This is a genomic window from Streptomyces sp. NBC_01381 (assembly GCF_026340305.1).
Lineage (GTDB): Bacteria > Actinomycetota > Actinomycetes > Streptomycetales > Streptomycetaceae > Streptomyces.
Genome location: NZ_JAPEPI010000002.1, coordinates 3,533,480 through 3,551,730 on the forward strand (window position 1 = coordinate 3,533,480; position 18,251 = coordinate 3,551,730).

At 69.2% G+C, this 18,251-nt stretch carries 11 protein-coding genes and 1 pseudogene; 7 read left to right on the forward strand and 5 right to left on the reverse strand.

The annotated features are described in order from the left end of the window. Positions 1-373: 373 nt before the first annotated feature. Complete coding sequence (locus OG453_RS37165) at positions 374-1,747, forward strand: NAD(P)/FAD-dependent oxidoreductase (protein WP_266872941.1); 1,374 nt, start codon at positions 374-376, stop codon at positions 1,745-1,747. Positions 1,748-1,846: 99 nt separating this feature from the next. On the opposite strand, the gene OG453_RS37170 is transcribed toward OG453_RS37165, so the two are convergent. After that, positions 1,847-2,455, reverse strand: coding sequence for a DJ-1/PfpI family protein (locus OG453_RS37170; protein ID WP_266872942.1), 609 nt, complete (start codon positions 2,453-2,455; stop codon positions 1,847-1,849). Between the two features lie 147 nt (positions 2,456-2,602). On the opposite strand from OG453_RS37170, the gene OG453_RS37175 reads away from it, so the two are divergent. After that, the gene (locus tag OG453_RS37175; protein WP_266872943.1) at positions 2,603-3,511 is read left to right on the forward strand and encodes a MerR family transcriptional regulator; all 909 of its coding nucleotides are present in this window, start codon (positions 2,603-2,605) and stop codon (positions 3,509-3,511) included. Between the two features lie 33 nt (positions 3,512-3,544). On the opposite strand, the gene OG453_RS37180 is transcribed toward OG453_RS37175, so the two are convergent. The 3 genes from OG453_RS37180 to OG453_RS37190 all read right to left on the reverse strand — a co-directional run bounded on the left by OG453_RS37180 (position 3,545) and on the right by OG453_RS37190 (position 8,891). Continuing rightward, the gene (locus OG453_RS37180; RefSeq protein ID WP_266872944.1) at positions 3,545-5,956 is read right to left on the reverse strand and encodes a SpoIIE family protein phosphatase; all 2,412 of its coding nucleotides are present in this window, start codon (positions 5,954-5,956) and stop codon (positions 3,545-3,547) included. 106 nt (positions 5,957-6,062) lie between these two features. Continuing rightward, positions 6,063-8,213, reverse strand: coding sequence for a glycogen debranching protein GlgX (gene glgX, locus OG453_RS37185; RefSeq protein ID WP_266872945.1), 2,151 nt, complete (start codon positions 8,211-8,213; stop codon positions 6,063-6,065). A 144-nt stretch (positions 8,214-8,357) separates the two neighbouring features. Beyond that, positions 8,358-8,891, reverse strand: a complete 534-nt coding sequence (locus OG453_RS37190; RefSeq protein WP_266872946.1) for a pep a2 — start codon at positions 8,889-8,891, stop codon at positions 8,358-8,360. Positions 8,892-9,186: 295 nt separating this feature from the next. On the opposite strand from OG453_RS37190, the pseudogene OG453_RS45420 reads away from it, so the two are divergent. From OG453_RS45420 to glgB, 5 genes and pseudogenes are all read left to right on the forward strand, one after another. Beyond that, a pseudogene (locus OG453_RS45420) lies at positions 9,187-9,366 on the forward strand (DUF5133 domain-containing protein); the annotation flags it as partial. Positions 9,367-9,750: 384 nt separating this feature from the next. Then, positions 9,751-11,754, forward strand: coding sequence for an alpha-1,4-glucan--maltose-1-phosphate maltosyltransferase (locus OG453_RS37195; protein WP_266873269.1), 2,004 nt, complete (start codon positions 9,751-9,753; stop codon positions 11,752-11,754). Then, on the forward strand, positions 11,751-13,478 hold the full coding sequence (gene treS / locus OG453_RS37200; RefSeq protein ID WP_266872947.1) for a maltose alpha-D-glucosyltransferase: 1,728 nt from the start codon (positions 11,751-11,753) through the stop codon (positions 13,476-13,478). The genes OG453_RS37195 and treS overlap by 4 nt, the downstream gene beginning before the upstream one ends. A 15-nt stretch (positions 13,479-13,493) precedes the next feature. Beyond that, on the forward strand, positions 13,494-14,834 hold the full coding sequence (locus OG453_RS37205) for a maltokinase (protein WP_266872948.1): 1,341 nt from the start codon (positions 13,494-13,496) through the stop codon (positions 14,832-14,834). A gap of 4 nt (positions 14,835-14,838) precedes the next feature. Next, the gene (gene glgB, locus OG453_RS37210; protein ID WP_266872949.1) at positions 14,839-17,082 is read left to right on the forward strand and encodes a 1,4-alpha-glucan branching enzyme; all 2,244 of its coding nucleotides are present in this window, start codon (positions 14,839-14,841) and stop codon (positions 17,080-17,082) included. Here glgB and OG453_RS37215 read toward each other — a convergent pair. Beyond that, complete coding sequence (locus OG453_RS37215; RefSeq protein WP_266872950.1) at positions 17,072-18,127, reverse strand: glycoside hydrolase family 5 protein; 1,056 nt, start codon at positions 18,125-18,127, stop codon at positions 17,072-17,074. The two genes, glgB and OG453_RS37215, sit on opposite strands and share 11 nt — an antisense overlap. Between the last annotated feature and the right edge of the window lie 124 nt (positions 18,128-18,251).

The following is an 18,251-nucleotide window of genomic DNA, read 5'->3' on the forward strand; positions in this document are numbered from 1 at the left end:
GCCAGATCCAGAGGGAACACTAACGGCCGCTCGGCCGCCCGGAGCAAGGAAAGTCGCCGACATTAACTCGATACGATGATCGAGCGCGCGCGATGTTTGCGCAGGTACCGGCGGGATTAAGCCCCGATTGGCGGCGCGTTCCGGCGGGCTGCCGGTGGCCGGCGGGAGCGGGGCCGACCGGTCGAGAGGTCGCCGAAGTGCCGTAGAACCAGGCCGTCGTGGGTCATCGAGCCGCCCGCACGCCGCAGCAACCGTCCGTATGCGCAGGGTCACCTCTGCGTCACGGCGGCGGAAACGCGACACGGCTCCTCCGGGGAGGGGTACCGCTGGGGCGAAACTGCGATTAGTGCGGCTGAGAGGAACGGGATCCGTCATGACCAAGATCCAGCAGAGTTCGTCGCCCGGCAGCCGCTGGGAGCGGGCCGTCGTCGTCGGTGGCGGGTACGCCGGTCTCGTCACCGCCCGCGTCCTGGCCGATCACTTCAGAGAGGTGCTCGTCCTGGAGCACGACCCGGTGCGGTCGGACACGGGCGTGCATCCCCACGTCCCGCAGGGCTACCACGCGCACGCGCTGCTCGCCCGGGGCGGCGAAGCGTTGGAGGCGCTCTTCCCGGGGCTGCGGGAGGAGCTCGCGGAACTGGGTGCGCCGGTCCTCGACTACGGCGAGCGGATGAGCTTTCTGCTGCCGACCGGCTATGCGCCGACCAACCCCGTGGGCGTGGCCATCCAGAGCCTCACGCGCGACGAGCTCGAACGGTGCCTGCGGCAAAGGGTGTTGGGCCTTCCGGCGGTGCGCGTGCTCCCGGCGACGCGCTGCGAGACGGTGACGGCGAGCGCTCCCGGTCGCCTGGACCGGGTCCGCTACCGCACCGACGACGCCGACGGGTCCGAAGAAGTCACCGCGGACCTGGTCGTTGACACCTCGGGTCGCTCCACCTCCGTCGACCGGTGGCTCACCGACGCACGGCTGCCGGTGTCCGCCAAGACCGTCATCAAGGCGAAGATCACCTACACCTCCGCGTGCTACGAACGCCCGCCGCAGGACCGGCAGGACTTCGACATCGCGTACCAGATGGCCTTCGCGCCCGACGTCCGGCGCGGCGGAGTCATCCTTGCCGTGGAGCGCGACCGCTGGATGTGCTCGCTGCTCGGCGTGGACGAGCACGTGCCGCCCACCGACGACGAGGGCTACCTCGACTTCGCCCACAGCCTCGCCAACCCCCGCCTCGCCGAACAGATCAAACGCGGCACCCGGCAAGGGGAGATCCACCGCTACACCAACCCCGGCAACGAGTGGCGCCTGCACCACAAGAACGCCCGCTGGCCCGAACGCCTGATCGCGGTGGGCGACTCCCTCTGTGTGTTCAACCCGGTGTACGGACAAGGGCTCACGGTCGCCGCGCTCGAAGCGGAGCTGCTCGGCCGACTGCTGCGCCGTCGGCGGGCCGACGCGGCCGGACTCGACGGCCTCAGCCGCGCCTACCAGCGCGCCGCGGCCCGTGTCATCAAGGTCCCCTGGACCATGGCGACCAGCTCGGACCTGATGTGGGCACCCGCCGGACAGCCGCGGTCCGCACGCTTCGCCCAGTGGTACAACAAGCACGTCCTCGCCCTCGCCGTGCACGACCCGGGCGTGTGGGCCCGGTTCGTACGGGTCCTGAACATGACGGCCCCGCCCTCGCTGCTGTTCCGCCCGGCCGTGCTCGCCAAGGTGGTACGCCGCGCGCTCACGCGCCGCCGGATCTGAGGCGGCGTACCGCGAACTCCCCGAACCGGGCGAGCATTTCGGAGTGGGCGACGGTTCCCTCTCCGTGGCCCAGTCCCCGTGCCGCCACGCGCGGTGGCGTCAGCGCAGGACCGCCTCGCCCGTGCGGACGGCACGCATCGCGCGCTCGACGGTCTCCTCGTTCTCGCCGACCGGAGCCACGTAGTTGATGACGTCGCGCGCGGCGTCAGCGCCGAGCGTCCGGGCGATCACCCACGTGGCGAGATACTGCGAGGCCAGGCAGCCGCCCGCCGTCGCGATGTTCCCCTCGGCGTGGAACGGCGCGTCCAGGACGGTGACACCGCAGGCCTCGACAAAGGGCCGGCTCGTCATGTCCGTGCACGCGGGCATGGACTTCAGCAGCCCGAGCCGGGCGAGCACCAGCGCGCCGGAGCACTGCGCACCGATCAGCTGGCGCGAAGGGTCAAGGGGCAGCCTGGAGATCAGCCGGTCGTCGGCCACCACGTCGCGCGTCTTCACGCCGCTGCCGATCAGTACGACGTCGGCCTCGGTCACGAACTCCATGGGGCGCTGCCCGGTTGTCTCGACGCCGTTCATCGAAGTGACCACCGGCGTCGGTGTCGTGATGAAGGCCTCCAAGCCGTCCTTTCGGCACCGATTGATCAGCGCGGAGGCGATGAAGCTGTCGAGTTCATTGAATCCGTCAAAGGTGACCACGGCTACCTGCATGGCATCTCCTCGAAGTCCGGAACCGGCCTGGAGGTGCAGATTCTCAGGCGTGCTGCGCCCGGGAACCGGGCCAATCGGCGGCCGGTGGCTCAGTTGTGTCAGTAAACGCTTGACTCTCCAGCCGCTGGAGGGATGAGAGTTGACCTTGTGAGCGACCATACCGAGCTGCTGACCATCGGCGAACTCGCCCGGCGCACCGGGCTTTCCGTGCGGACCATCCGTTTCTGGTCCGACAGCGGAGTCGTGGTGCCGACCGGCCGCACGGCGGGCGGCTTCCGGCTCTACGACGCCGATGCCACCGCCCGTGTCGACCTCGTCCGGACCCTGCGCGAGCTGGGCCTTGACCTGGAGACGGTACGCCGGGTGCTGGACAGGCAGGTGACGGTGCGCGACGTGGCCAGGGCGCACGCGCGGGCGGTCGACGCGGAGATCCGCACACTGCAGGCACGGCGCGCGGTGCTTGATCGGGTCGCTCGGCAGGGCAGTACGACCAAGGAGATGAGACTCATGCATGAACTGGCCCGGATGTCCGCCGACGAGCGACAGCGGATCATCGACGATTTTGTCCACGAGACCTTCGACGGTGTCGACCCCGACGCGCCGGGCGCCCACATCGCCCAGGCCATGCGCACCGTACCGAAACACCTGCCCGCCGACCCGACCGCCGAGCAGGTGGACGCCTGGGTGGAGCTGGCCGAGCTGGTCGGCGACGAGCCGTTCCGGGAACGGGTACGCGAGATGGCCCTGGCCGGGGCGCGGGGAGAGCAACAGCCGGCGGGGCCGGACCCGGCGAAGGTCGCGGAGCACGCCGGCCAGGCGGTACGCGAACACGTCGCCCCCGCGACGGCCGCAGGCAAGGAGTTCCTTCACCGCATCGTCGACCCCGGCCTGCCGGCAGCGGAACGCGCCCGGCTGGCTGATCAGTTGGCGACTTTCACCGACCGCAGGGTGGAGCGGTACTGGCAGCTGCTCGCCGTGCTCAACGGGCGGCCGCAGGTCCCCTCGCAGGTGCCTGCGTTCGAATGGCTGATCGCCGCCCTGCGAGCGGAGGATTAGGGGGCATCGGTACTGCTCACCGTCGACGGTGAGTCAGGACGGCGACGGTCCCGTCGCGGGAAAGGCCTGTTCCGTCCAGATGGTCTTGCCGGAGCGGGTGTAGCGCGTTCCCCACCGCTGGACCAGCTGCGCGACGATGAACAGGCCGCGCCCGCCCTCGTCGTCGTCGCCGCTGTGGCGCAGGTGCGGTGAGGTGTGGCCCCGGTCCGCGACCTCGCACAGGAGAGTGCGGTCACGGATGAGGCGTACCTGGATCGGCCCTTCGGCGTACCTGACCGCGTTGGTCACCAGCTCGCTGACGACGAGCTCGGTCGCGAAGGACAGCTCCTCCAGGCCCCAGCGGTGCAGCTGTTGGGTGGCAAGCTCCCGGGCCTGGCCCGCGGCGACCGGTTCCGCGGGCAGTTCCCACTCGGTGACCTGCGAAGGGTCGAGTTCGCGGGTACGGACGAGGAGCAGGGCGGTGTCGTCGGCCGTCGAGCCGCCGGGCAGGAGTTGCGCCACGGCCCGGTCGCAGAGCTCTTCGAGCGACGCGTGCCGGTCGCTGAGTACGCGTCCCAGGATGTCGAGCCCGTGGTCGATGTCGCGGTCGCGGGCCTCGACCAGGCCGTCGGTGAAGAGCGCGAGCAGGCTGCCCACCGGCAGCTCGATCTCCATCGACTCGAACGGCAGGCCGCCGAGGCCAAGCGGCGGTCCTGCCGGCAGGTCCGGGAAGGACAGCAGGCCGTCCGGGTCGACGACCGCCGGCGGCAGGTGCCCGGCCCTGGCCATGACACAGCGCCGCGACACCGGGTCGTAGACCGCGTAGAGACAGGTCGCCCCGGTGGTCACATCGGCGTACATGCCGTCGGGCGTTCCCAGCTCGGCCCGCTGTTCCTCCGCCGACTGCGCCACCAGATCGTCGAGCCGCGAGAGCAGCTCGACGGGATCCAGGTCCATCTGGGCGAACGCGCGCACGGTCGTACGCAGCCGTCCCATGGTGGCGGCCGCCTGCAGACCGTGGCCGACCACGTCTCCGACCACGAGTCCGACGCGGGTTCCGGACAGCGGGATGACGTCGAACCAGTCACCGCCGACGCCTGTCACGTCGTCCGTGGGCAGATAGCGGTAGGCCAGGTCGACCGCCGACTGCTCCGGCACGTGTTGGGGCAGCAACTGGCGCTGGAGGGCCAGCGATGCGGTGCGCTCACGGGTGAAGCGGCGGGCGTTGTCGATGGACACGGCCGTACGGGCGACCAGCTCGTCGGCCAGTGACACTTCGCCGCTGTCGAAGATGGCTCCGGTGCCGCGTATGAAGGTGACGAGTCCCAGCGTGCTGTTCCCGGCCCGCAGCGGCACGACCAGGACCGCGTCGTCGAGCACGAGCCCGCCCGAGGAGAGGCTGCGGTCCTGCGGTGAACCGGACGGGTACTCCACGGGGGAGTCGCTCACGGGGGGAGCGGGCGCAGGCCCCTTTCCCGGCTTCTCCTGGCCGGCTTCATCGGCCGAGCAGCGGGCGACCCGCACCAGAGACATCGCCGCCGAGCCGCTGGTGGCCGGCACCTCGCCCTCCAGCACGGCCCTCGCGAGGTCGACCGTGACCGTGCTCGCGAACTCCGGCACCGCCACCTCGGTGATCTTCTCGGCGGTGACCATCACATCGAGGGCGGTACCGACTCCGCGGCCCGCCTCGACGAGCAGGGCGAGGCGACGCTGGGCCCGGTAGCGATCGGTGATGTCGAACGCGTCCTCGCACACTCCAAAGACATGTCCGGCGGCGTCCTGGAGCCGATAGTAGGCGCAGGACCAGAGGTGGTCCGTCTCCGGGTCAGTGGGCGGCTTGCCCTGGAAGTGCAGGTCCAGAAAGGGCTCTCCGGTGTCCAGGACGTGACGCATGACCGTGTCGAGGGTGGGCGGATGCCCCTTGCTCACGAATTTTCCCTCGGAGTACAGCTCATCGGCCCGAGAGCCGCGGAAATCTGCGAGCGGTCGCCCCATCTCCTGTTCGTACGCCGAGTTGCACCAGGTCAGGCGCAGGTTGGTGTCGTAGATGGCCAGGCCTACGGGGGACTGGGTGGCAAGGCCGTGCAAGAGGGACTGCCGGGCTTCCCAGATCCGCAGATCCTCCAGCTCCGTCGCCACGACGACGCGCAACGCCGTGTCGGCGCCCGCCAGCGGACACACCGCGGTGGCGACGGTCAGTTCACGCCCGTCCCGGTGCCGGGCGACGCGGATCTCGTTCCCCCGGAACAGGGGAGGGGGCGGGAGAACGGCGACCGCCTGGCCGGGTGGCAGGAGAGTGGCCACGGGCCTACCGAGGATCTCCTGCGCCTTGTAACCGAGGAGCCGCTCCGCCGCGGGGCTCCATCCGATGACCGTGTCCTGGGCGTCGACGACCGCCGTGGCTGCCCTGTTGACGTCGAGGGGGCCACGAAAGTCGGAGCTCTGCTCCGCGTTCCATGCAGTCATCGCGCCACACCAGCCCCGTTCATCCCCTACAGAATCCGCCGTCCCCGGGGCGGGCACAACCGCTGTACGCCCACCCAACGGAATCCTGCGGCCGCCGTCACCCGCGTCAGGGCGCGACGTGCGCCCGGGACAGCAGGAGCAGACTGTGCGCCCCTACGGCGATCTCGCTGTCCGCCTTGTGTTCGCTCTCGTCCGAAAGGCCTCGCGGGTCCGAGGTGTCGATCCGTGTGGTCCAGCGTTCGCCGTACGCGGTGCCCGGCAGCTGGAAGACGATCGGCTCCCGGTAGCTGTTCAGGAGCAACAGGAAGGACGTGTCCACCACAGGTCTGCCGCACGCGTCGGGTTCCGTGATCGCGTCACCGTTGAGGAAGACGCCGATGGCGTGGGCGTCGGGCCGCTGCCAGTCCTGCCGCGTCATCTCGTGTGCGTCGGGCCTGAACCACACCAGGTCCGGCAGCGGCCGGGCCTCGTGGGTCGTCGTGTCACCAAGGTCACCAAGGTCACCAAGGTCACCAAGGTCACCAAGGAAGAAGTGGCGTCTTCGCAGCACCGGGTGCTCGGCCCGCAGCGCGATCGCCCGCTGGGTGAAGGCGAGCAGATCACGCCGGTCCTCGTCGAGATCCCAGTCGACCCAGGAGATCTCGCTGTCCTGGCAGTAGGCGTTGTTGTTGCCCAGTTGGCTGCGGCCCATCTCGTCGCCGTGGGCGATCATCGGAATCCCCTGCGACAGCATGAGCGTGGCGAGGAAGTTGCGCTGCTGGCGCGCACGGAGCTCCAGGACGCCCTCATCGGCCGTCGGCCCCTCGACGCCGCAGTTCCAGGAGCGGTTCGCGTTCTCGCCGTCCCGGTTGCCCTCGCCGTTGCCCTCGTTGTGCTTGTCGTCGTACGAGACCAGATCACGCAGCGTGAAGCCGTCGTGCGCGGTGACGAAGTTGACGCTTGCCCGCGGACGGCGACGGTCGTGCTGGTAGAGGTCGGACGACCCGGTCAGCCGGGAGGCGAACTCGGCGAGGGAGTTGTCCGCGCCGCGCCAGAAGTCCCGTACCGCGTCGCGGTACTTGCCGTTCCACTCCGACCAGAGCGGCGGGAAGTTGCCGACCTGATAGCCGCCCTCGCCGACGTCCCAGGGCTCGGCGATGAGTTTGACGCGTCCGACCACCGGGTCCTGCTGGACCAGGTCGAAGAACGCGGAAAGCCGGTCCACGTCGTGGAACTGCCGGGCGAGCGTGGCGGCCAGATCGAAACGGAACCCGTCCACGTGCATCTCGGTGACCCAGTAGCGCAGCGAGTCCATGATCAGTTGCAGGACGCTGGGGTGCCGCATCAGCAGGCTGTTGCCCGTGCCGGTGGTGTCGAAGTAGTGCGCCGGATCGCTCTCAGCCAGGCGGTAGTACGAGGCGTTGTCGATGCCGCGGAAGGCGAGCGTCGGGCCGTTCTCGTTGCCCTCCGCGGTGTGGTTGTAGACCACGTCCAGAATCACCTCGAGCCCGGCCGTGTGCAGCTTCTTGACCATCGACTTGAACTCGGTGACCTGCTGACCGCGCGAGCTGTGCGCCGCGTAGGTGTTGTGGGGCGCGAAGAAGCCGATGGAGGTGTACCCCCAGTAGTTGGACAGGCCGCGGTCGCGCAAGAAGCCGTCCTGCACGTACTGGTGCACCGGCATCAGCTCGACGGCGGTCACCCCCAGCGAGAGGAGGTGATCGATCACGGGCTCGGTCGCCAACCCCCCGTAGGTGCCCCGGAGTTCGGCGGGGACCCCGGGATGTCTGTGGGTCAGACCTCGCACATGGGTCTCGTAGATCACGGTCTGGGCGTAGGGACGCCTCGGCAGTACGTCGCCCTCCCAGGGGAAGGAGGGGTCGGTCACCACCGAGAGCATCGTGTGCGCTGCGCTGTCGGCCGGTTCGGGACCCCGCGCCGCGTGCTCGTAGAGTGCCGCGTCGTTGTCCACCTCCCCCTCGAACGCCCTGGCGTAGGGGTCGAGGAGCAGCTTGGCGGGGTTGCACCGATGGCCCGTGGCGGGTTCCCAGGGGCCGTGCACCCGGTATCCGTAGCGCTGCCCCGGGCCGACACCCGGCAGGTAGCAGTGCCAGACGAAGCCGTCGACCTCGGTGACGGAGACGCTTTCGTGGGTGCCGTCCTCGTGGACGAGGACGAGGTCGACACGGTCGGCGACCTCGCTGAACAGGGCGAAGTTCGTCCCTTCGCCGTCGTAGGTCGCGCCGAGCGGGAAGGGGTGTCCGATCCAGGTGCGCACGCTGCTGCCTCCGTATGGATGACGCGTGGATGAGCGTGGTCGTCGGTGTGTGTCGCGCGTACGGCGCCCATGGACGCGGACGGGCCGCGGCTTCTCCGAGGGGATGCCGCGGCCGTGGCGCGCCGCCACCGTCGAGCGCCGCGTTCAGCCGACGGGCACCGCTTGCGGCAGCGGATCCGACGCCGCGGGCCGCTTCCCCAGCGTGGGGCACAACTCGCCCCGCTGCTCGGCGTGCCCGATCGGGGAGGCGGCCGCGCGCAGAGTGGGCGCGGGCGGGGCGGGGGTCAGCAGGGCGCCGTCGGCGGACCGGGCACGGTGCGAGAACCAGATGATTTTGCCGTTGGTCGCCGGGTAGTTGCCCCAGCCGTCGCTCAGCGCGGCGATCTGCGCCAGATAGCCCTCCGGCCCGCAGTGCGGATGACGAAGGTCGCGTTCGGTGTCGGACACGGCGGTGATGAGGTGCTGGCCGGTCCACCACATCTCGACGACGGTGTGCTTGTCCGTCGCATGCGTCTCGATCGCCTGCAGCAGCACGCTTGCGCAGTGGCTCACGGGTTCGACGAGAACCCCCAGGCCCCAGTGCCGGAGGTGTGCGGCAAGAATGCGCCTGACCTGCCTGACCCGCTGGGGGGTGAGGTCCACCTCGAGGTGGTAGTAGCAGGGGACTGCGGTCTTCATCGCTCTTGACTCCTCTCCGCGAAGCTTCCGACCGGTCGGCTCTTCGAGCCGCCGCCCCGAACACGAAGCGTGAGAGTTGATCGCTTCTGAGTCATTTCAGAGTGGGAGTGCTGCTCCATTCGTGCAACAGGAGCAGGTCGTGCCGGTCGTTCAAGATCCAACAGGACGCTGCGCACATGGGCGTGCACTATGGGTCAGGAAGTGCGTCCGGCACTTACACCGGTTTGTCGACCCCCTCCGGCACCAGTCAGGTGCACCGCGAGGCACTCCGGAGCACGAGAGGGTGACCAGCGTGATGCTGCTGCCTGACAAAGCCGAGGTCGCGCGGCACCTGAACCAATACCGGTCCTGGGAGCGGCTGTTGCTGGCCGGTCCCGCCGACTTCGGAGCGCGAAAGCACTTCGAGAACACCGCGTACACGCTGTGCGTCCTGATGGGAGAGCGCACGGCGCGGCTCGCCGCGGAGGCCGCCGAGCGCTATCTGGGCCTGCGGCCGTCGCGTCGGCAACCGGCGGCCATCAGCCCGTGGCCGCCGGCCACACGTGGCCACGGCCTGTGCCCCGGGCACCGGGGCGTGGCAAAGGAGAGAGCGATGAACCGAGCTCCGCGGACGAGCCCCGCCCCATCGATGGCCCTCGCCCGGTCGATGGCCTCCGCTCCGTCGACGGGGCCGGCTCGGGATTCGACGGGCTCAGCCCTGGATTCGACGGGGCCGGCTCCGGATTTGACGGGCCCAGGTCGGGAGTCGAAGGGCCGAGCCCTGGATTCGACGGGGCCGGCTCGGGAGTCGATGGGGCCAGCCCTGGATTCGACGGGCCCAAGTCGGGAGTCGAAGGGCCGAGCCCCGGACTCGACGGGGCTGGCTCGGGAGTCGGCGGGCCCAGCCCCGGAAGCGACTCCGGTCTCCTTCACCGTGCCCATCCTGGACGTCGCCCCGGTCGTCGATTGCGGCCGCCGTCCCGCGAAGGCGGTCCCGGGGGAGACCTTTCAGGTGACGGCCACGGTATTCGGCGAGGGCGATGACCCGGTCGGTGCCGGGGTCGTCCTGATCGGCCCGGACGGCCGGGCCCGGCCGTGTGCCCCCATGCGCGAACTGGCCCCGGGTACCGACCGCTGGGGCGCTGATGTGACACCGGACGCCGAGGGGCGCTGGACGTACGCCGTGGAAGCCTGGGCCGATCCGGTGACCGGATGGCGTCGCTCCGCGCGGATCAAGGTCCCGGCCGGCATCGACGCCGAAGTGACGCTCGAAGAGGGCGCGCTGCTGTACGAGCGGGCCGCGGGCGGAGTGCCGGACGGAGGGGAGCGCCAGGCACTCCTTGACGCCGCGGAGGCTCTGCGGGACGAGCAGAGCTCGCCCGAGGCACGTCTGGAGGCCGCGCTCGCTCCGTGGGTGGACGAGGTGCTCTCGCGGCACCCGCTGCGTGAGCGCATCACTCGATCGCGCGCCTTGCCGCTGCTGGTGGAGCGGGAGCGGGCGCTGTTCGGTTCTTGGTACGAGTTCTTCCCTCGGTCGGAAGGTGCCGTCGTGCGCGAGGGTGCGCCGCCGGTCTCGGGGACCTTCCGCACGGCGGCGGAGCGGCTGCCCGCGATCGCGGAGATGGGCTTCGACGTCGTCTATCTGCCGCCGATCCATCCCATCGGGACCACCTTCCGCAAGGGGCCGGACAATTCCCTCTCCTCCGGCCCGCAGGACGTGGGCGTGCCCTGGGCGATCGGCTCGCCCGAGGGCGGGCACGATGCGGTCCATCCCGACCTGGGCACGCTCGACGACTTCGATGCCTTCGTGCGCCGGGCCGCCGGGCTTGGGCTCGAAGTCGCCCTGGATTTCGCGCTGCAGTGTTCCCCCGACCACCCTTGGGTGGAGAAGCACCCGGAGTGGTTCGTGCACCGCGCCGACGGGACGATCGCGTACGCGGAGAATCCGCCGAAGAAGTACCAGGACATCTATCCGCTGGCCTTCGACCGTGACATGCCGGGCCTGGTCGCCGAGACCGTACGTCTGCTGCGGTTCTGGATGGACCACGGCGTGCGTATCTTCCGCGTCGACAATCCGCACACCAAGCCCGTCGTGTTCTGGGAGGAGGTGATCGCCCGGATCAATGGCACCGACCCGGATGTCGTCTTCCTCGCCGAGGCCTTCACCCGCCCCGCGGTCATGCGGGCCCTGGCCCAGGCAGGCTTCCAGCAGTCGTACACGTACTTCACCTGGCGGAACACCAAGCAGGAACTGACCGATTGCCTGACCGATCTCAGCGTGGAGAGCGCCGCCTACCTGCGCCCCAACCTGTTCGCGAACACCCCGGACATCCTCCCCGGATATCTCCAGGAGGGCGGTCGCCCGGCCTTCGAGGTGCGGGCGGTGCTCGCGGCCACCCTCTCGCCGAGCTGGGGCATCTACGCCGGGTACGAGCTGTGCGAGAACACCGCGGTCGGCGCGGGCAGCGAGGAATATCTGCACTCGGAGAAGTACCAACTGCGCCCGCGCGACTGGGAGTCGGAGGAGCGTGCGGGCCGCTCCATCGCGCCGCTCATCACCACGCTCAACGGGATCCGGCGACGCCACAGCGCCCTGCACTCGCTCAGGAACCTGCGTTTCCACCGAACCGACAACGACGCCCTCATCGCCTACAGCAAGCGCGATGGCCAGGACACGGTTCTGGTGGTCGCCAACCTCGACCCTCATCAGACCCAGGAGGCGACGGTCTCGTTGGACATGCCGGAACTCGGCCTCGACTGGCACGAGACCGTGCCGGTGCGCGACGAGCTCACCGGCGAGACCTACCACTGGGACAGGACCAACTTTGTGCGCCTCGAGCCGGGCGGCGCGCACGTGTTGGTCGCAGTGGGGGCCGCCTCATGATGGTCAATGAGCCCGTCCAGGACACCTTCGAGGACACACCGGCGAAGGACCGCGACCCCGAGTGGTTCAAACGTGCCGTGTTCTACGAGGTCCTGGTCCGTTCCTTCCAGGACAGCAACGGCGACGGCATCGGCGACCTCAAGGGCATCACCGCCAAACTGGACTATCTGCAGTGGCTCGGCGTGGACTGCCTGTGGCTCCCGCCGTTCTTCAAGTCCCCCCTGCGCGACGGCGGTTACGACGTCTCCGACTACACCGCCGTCCTGCCCGAGTTCGGCGACCTGGCCGACTTCGTCGAGTTCGTGGACTGCGCGCACCAGCGCGGCATGCGCGTGATCATCGACTTCGTCATGAACCACACCAGCGACCAGCACCCCTGGTTCCAGGCATCGCGCACCGACCCCGACGGGCCGTATGGCGACTACTACGTCTGGGCGGACGACGACAAGCAGTACCGCGACGCCCGCATCATCTTCGTCGACACCGAAGCCTCCAACTGGACCTTCGACCCGGTGCGCAAGCAGTACTACTGGCACCGCTTCTTCTCCCACCAGCCCGACCTCAACTACGAGAACCCGGCCGTCCAGGAAGAGATCATCTCCGCCCTGCGGTTCTGGCTCGACCTGGGCATCGACGGATTTCGCCTGGACGCCGTGCCCTACCTCTTCGCCGAAGAGGGCACCAACTGCGAAAACCTCCCCCGCTCACACCAACTCCTCAAACGCGTACGCGCCGAAATCGACGCCCACTACCCCGACACCGTGCTGCTCGCCGAGGCCAACCAATGGCCCGAAGACGTCGTCGACTACTTCGGCGACTACACCGCCGGTGGCGACGAATGCCACATGGCCTTCCACTTCCCCGTCATGCCCCGCATCTTCATGGCCGTCCGCCGCGAATCGCGCTACCCGGTCTCCGAAATCCTCGCCAAGACCCCCGCCATCCCCTCCGGCTGCCAGTGGGGCATCTTCCTGCGCAACCACGACGAGCTCACCCTCGAAATGGTCACCGACGAAGAACGCGACTACATGTACGCGGAATACGCCAAAGACCCGCGCATGCGCGCCAACATCGGCATCCGCCGCCGCCTGGCCCCACTCCTGGACAACGACCGCAACCAGATCGAACTCTTCACCGCCCTGCTCCTCTCGCTGCCCGGATCACCGATCCTCTACTACGGCGACGAGATCGGCATGGGCGACAACATCTGGCTCGGCGACCGCGACGCGGTGCGCACGCCGATGCAGTGGACGCCCGACCGCAACGCCGGCTTCTCCTCCTGCGACCCCGGACGGCTCTACCTGCCCACCATCATGGATCCGGTCTACGGCTACCAGGTCACCAACGTCGAGGCGTCCATGTCCTCCCCGGCCTCGCTCCTGCACTGGACCCGCCGGATGATCGAGATCCGCAAACAGAACCCCGCCTTCGGACTCGGCTCGTACACCGAACTGCCGTCCTCCAACCCGGCCGTGATCGCGTTCCTGCGCGAGTACAAGGACGACCTCGTGCTGTGCGTGCACAACTTCTCCCGCTTCGCCCAGCCCACCGAGCTCGATCTGCAGTCCTTCAACGGCCGCCACCCGGTCGAACTGATCGGCGGGGTGCGCTTCCCGGCCATCGGCGAGCTGCCCTACCTGCTGACACTGGCGGGACACGGCTTCTACTGGTTCCGACTGACCGACCATCCACGACCTCCGGCCGCACCCGCGGTGCACCTTTGAAGGGACGTGTGTCTCATGCTGAAGACGGCAACGCAGTCGCCCGGCAGCCTCGGCCCTCCCCAGCTGCTGACCTCGCTGGCCGGGCTGCTTCGCGAGTGGCTGCCGAAGCAGAGGTGGTTCGCGGGCAAGGGCAGGCCCGTGACGGATCTGGCCGTGCTGTCGATGACGGAATTGCACCCGGGGTGCCTGCACCTGCTGATCCGTACGCGCCATGCCGGGCAGCCCGATGACTGCTACCAATTGATCCTCGGCGTCCGCGAGCACCTGCCGCTCCACCTCCAGCACGCGTTCATCGGCCGACCGGACGCGGGCCCGCTCGCCGGACTCACCGTGTACGACGCCCTCCTGGACCCGTGGTCGGCGACGCTGCTCCTGGAACGCCTGCGGGTTCCCGGCGCCATGGGTCCCCTGCGCTTCGAACGAGACACGCAGGTCGTGGTTCCTGACGGACTCAAGCCCCGGCTGCTCGACGGCGAGCAGTCCAACACCTCTTTGGTGTACGGGGATTCCTTCATCCTGAAGCTGTTCCGCCGCGTCCAGTACGGCATCAACCCCGACCTCGAAGTGCCGCGGGCGCTGGCCCGTGGCGGCTGCGCACGGGTGCCCGCGGCCGTGGCCTGGTTCTGGACCACCGAGCCGTGCAAGATGACGCTCGGAGTGCTCCAGCCCTTCCTGCGCGAGGCGACGGACGGCTGGACGCTGGCGCTCCAATCCCTCGCCGCGGGCGAGGACTTCAGCGACGAGTCGTACGAACTGGGCCGTGCCACCGCCGAAGTGCACCTGGCGCTGACCCGGTCGTTCGAGACGGAGCCCCTGGACCCGCACGGCGGCCGGCGGTTGGCCGCGGCGATGACGGACCGTCTGGAGACCGCCGCCCGTCAGGTGGCGGACCTCGTTCCGTACGTGTCCCGCCTGAAGGCCGCATACGGCGCGCTCGCGGCACGCGGGCTGAGCCGCCCGGCCCAGCGGATCCATGGCGACCTGCACCTCGGCCAGGTGCTCCAGGCCGGAAAGCGCTGGTTCGTCATCGACTTCGAGGGCGAACCGGCCCGACCGCTCGCCGAGCGCCGGCACGCGCAGGCACCCGTACGCGATGTGGCGGGCATGCTCCGCTCCTTCGACTATGCGGCCTACACCCGGCGCCCCTTGGGGGCCCAGTGGGTGAAGCGGTGCAGGGAGGCCTACTGCGCGGGGTACGCGGCGGAGTCGCCGTGGGATCCGCGTGCGGAGGCCGAGCTGCTGCGCGCGTACGAGACGGACCGAGCGGTCTACGAAGTGCTGTACGAGGCCCGGCACCGTCCTGACTGGCTGCCAGTCCCCATGGCGGCGATCGCCCGCCTCGCGGAAGGGAGTTGAGACCGTGGGAACCCTTCCCCGGACCGTCGCCGATGTCCGCGACCGCCTTCCCGAAGCCCCTCTCGACGCACAGGACAGAGGGCGCCTTCTGGCGGGCACTCATCACGACCCGCACGCCGTGCTCGGCGCGCATCCGGTGCCCGGAGGCACGGCCTTCGTGGTCCTGCGCCCCTACGCCCAGGCGGTGACGCTCCTCACCCACGGTCGGTGCGTGAAGCTGAAGGACACGGGCGACGGATTCTTCTCCGCTGTTCTGCCGTACGACGCGCTGCCCGAGTACCGGCTGCGCGTGACGTACGACGGCCGGGACAGCACATACGAGGACCCCTACCGTTTCCTTCCCGCACTGGGTGAACTCGATCTGCACCTGATCGGCGAGGGCCGGCACGAAGATCTGTGGAAGGCGCTGGGAGCGCACCCGATGACCCACCAGGGCGTGCCGGGCACCCGGTTCACGGTGTGGGCGCCCCACGCGAGGGGGGTCAGGGTCTGCGGTGACTTCTGCAGCTGGGGCGGGGCCGCGTACCCCATGCGCTCGCTGGGCTCGACCGGCGTATGGGAGCTGTTCGTCCCCGGCATCGGCGAGGGGGCCCTCTACAAGTTCGACATCACCCGCCCCGATGGCACCCACACCGTGCGCGCCGATCCGATGGCCCGCCGCACGGAGGTGCCGCCGGCGACCGCCTCCGTCGTGACGGAGTCGTCCCACGTGTGGGCGGACGCCGAATGGATGGCGCACCGCGCGGACCGCCCCGTCCACCGGGCCCCCTTCTCGGTCTACGAGGTCCATCTGGCGTCCTGGCGGCCCGGCCTCTCCTACCGCCAACTCGCCGAACAGCTCACGGAATACGTCACGGATGCGGGCTTCACCCACGTGGAGCTGATGCCCGTCGCCGAGTATCCCTTCAGCGGATCCTGGGGCTATCAGGTCACCGGCTTCTACGCGCCGACGGCCCGCCTCGGCACGCCCGACGACTTCAAGTACCTCGTCGACACGCTGCACCGGGCGGGCGTCGGAGTGATCCTCGACTGGGTCCCCGCCCACTTCCCCAAGGACGACTGGGCGTTGGCGGCCTTCGACGGAGAGCACCTGTACGAGCCGGGGGACCCCCGACGTGCCGAACACCCCGACTGGGGCACCCTGACGTTCGACTACGGCCGCAAGGAGGTCCGCAACTTCCTTGTCGCCAACGCCACTTACTGGTGCGAGGAGTTCCACATCGACGGCCTGCGCGTCGACGCGGTCGCCTCGATGCTCTACCTCGACTATTCACGCGAGTACGGGCAGTGGGCACCCAACGAGTCGGGCGGCCGGGAAAATCTGGACGCGGTGGCGTTCCTCCAGGAGATGAACGCGACGGTCTACCGGCGCTGCCCCGGAGTGGTCACGATCGCCGAGGAGTCGACGGCCTGGGACGGCGTGACCCGCGCGACGCACGACCTGGGCCCTGGCGGCTTCGGCGGGCTCGGCTTCGGCCTGAAGTGGAACATGGGGTGGATGCACGATTCCCTGGAGTACATCAAGCATGACCCCGTGCACCGTGTGTACCACCACAACGAGATGACGTTCTCGATGGTGTACGCGTACAGCGAGAACTACCTCCTGCCCCTCTCGCACGACGAAGTGGTCCACGGCAAGCAGGCGTTGGTCTCCAAGATGCCGGGCGACTGGTGGCAGCAGCGCGCCAACCACCGGGCCTACCTGGGCTTCATGTGGGCCCACCCCGGCAAGCAACTCCTCTTCATGGGCCAGGAGTTCGCCCAGGGCGCCGAGTGGTCGGAGGAGAACGGCCTTGACTGGGCGCTCCTGGACCCGGACTACCCGGCGGAGCCGGACCACAGGGGCGTACTGCGACTGGTGCGGGACCTCAACCACGAGTACCGGTCCGCCCCCGCGCTGTGGGAGCAGGACACCGAGCCCGCCGGATTCTCCTGGGTCGCGGCGGACTCGGCGGAGGACAACGTGCTGGCGTTCCTGCGCTTCGCCGCGGACGGCACTCCGCTCCTGGCCGTGTGCAACTTCTCCCCGGTGATCCGCCACGACTACCCGCTCGGTGTCCCGGACGCGGACACTGTCTGGCGCGAGACCCTCAACACCGATCTGGCTCGCTACGGGGGAGGCGACATCCGCAATCCGGACCCGCTGAAGTCCACCCCCGAGCCGGCCCACGGCCGCCCGGCCAGTCTGCGCGTGACCCTTCCGCCGCTGGCGACCGTGTGGCTCACCGCGTGGTCGGTCAGCCCTTGATGCGGTCCCGTATCCAGACGCCGGCCGGCTTGAGGACACCGGTGCCCGCCCATTCGTCGCCGGCGCAGGTGCCGGCCTTGAAGACCGCTCCCGAACGCGAGTCGTCGGAGTAGTTCCAGTTCGTCCAGGAGATGTTCTTCTGCTCCATCAGGTCGACGTACTTCTGCGACATCGCGAAGTCGTCGCCGCCGTCGCCCGACGCCTTCTGGGTGCCGAACTCGGTGACGAACATGGGGATTTCGTCGGCCGCCCGGGACAGTGTCTGAAGGTACTCGTCGTCGTGGTCGGCGGCGTAGAAGTGGAACGTGTACATGATGTTCTCGGCGTCGACCGGGTTGTCGACGACCTCGCTCTCGTCCGCGCCCTCGGAGACGCCGAGCGAGGACCAGGCGCGGGTGCCGACGAGCGCGATGCCGTCGGGGTCGTGCTGCCGGATCACGGGGATGATCTCTTCCGCGTACGACTTGATCTCGGACCATTCGACGCCGCTGGGCTCGTTGGCGATCTCGTAGAAGACGTTGGGCTGGTCCGCGTACTTCTTCGCCATGTCGGTGAAGAACTTCTTGGCGAGCTCGGTGTTCGCGTTGGGGTCGCCCGGGGTGAGCATGTGCCAGTCGATGATCGCGTACATGCCGCGCTCGATGGCCTGGTCGACCACGCGCTGGGCGATCCGTGTGAACTTCGCCGGATCGGACTCGTAGCCGCCTTCCTGGACGTACGTGGAGACGCGCAGCACATCGGCCTGCCAGTCCTGCGCGAGGGCGTCGAGGGAACCGTCCGTGAGGCACTGCTCGTACCACTGCGTGCCGTGCGAGCTCATGCCCTTGAGCTGAACTGCCTTGCCCTGTGCAGTGCACAGCGTGGTGTCGCAGAGCCTGAGCTGCCCGTTCTCGGCGACGGGTGATCCGGCCGGGGCCCGGACGGCGTCGTTCTCCTCTCCCGCGCTGGCGCTGAACTGCGGGGCGAGAGCAAGGAGCGAGCCGGCAGCGATGGCCGCGGTGAGGACGATCCAGGGGTGGCGTCGGTGGGGGGTCTGATGGGGCATGGGGGTGCCTCCTGTGTTCGCGTGATGTGTGGGGGAGGTGCTTCAGCGCGTGTTCAGGGGGTGCTGGTGGAGCGGTCAAAAGGTGGGGCTGGCGGGAAAGTTAGGGTCCTTTCCTGTTGCCGTC

Bases quoted from the DNA above. Each gene is read 5' to 3' on its own strand.
- treS (WP_266872947.1), top strand. From the start codon at position 11,751: ATGATGGTCAATGAGCCCGTCCAGGACACCTTCGAGGACACACCGGCG.
- OG453_RS37180 (WP_266872944.1), bottom strand. From the start codon at position 5,956: ATGACTGCATGGAACGCGGAGCAGAGCTCCGACTTTCGTGGCCCCCTC.
- OG453_RS37215 (WP_266872950.1), bottom strand. From the start codon at position 18,127: ATGCCCCATCAGACCCCCCACCGACGCCACCCCTGGATCGTCCTCACC.
- OG453_RS37205 (WP_266872948.1), top strand. From the start codon at position 13,494: ATGCTGAAGACGGCAACGCAGTCGCCCGGCAGCCTCGGCCCTCCCCAG.
- OG453_RS37190 (WP_266872946.1), bottom strand. From the start codon at position 8,891: ATGAAGACCGCAGTCCCCTGCTACTACCACCTCGAGGTGGACCTCACC.
- OG453_RS37170 (WP_266872942.1), bottom strand. From the start codon at position 2,455: ATGCAGGTAGCCGTGGTCACCTTTGACGGATTCAATGAACTCGACAGC.
- OG453_RS37165 (WP_266872941.1), top strand. From the start codon at position 374: ATGACCAAGATCCAGCAGAGTTCGTCGCCCGGCAGCCGCTGGGAGCGG.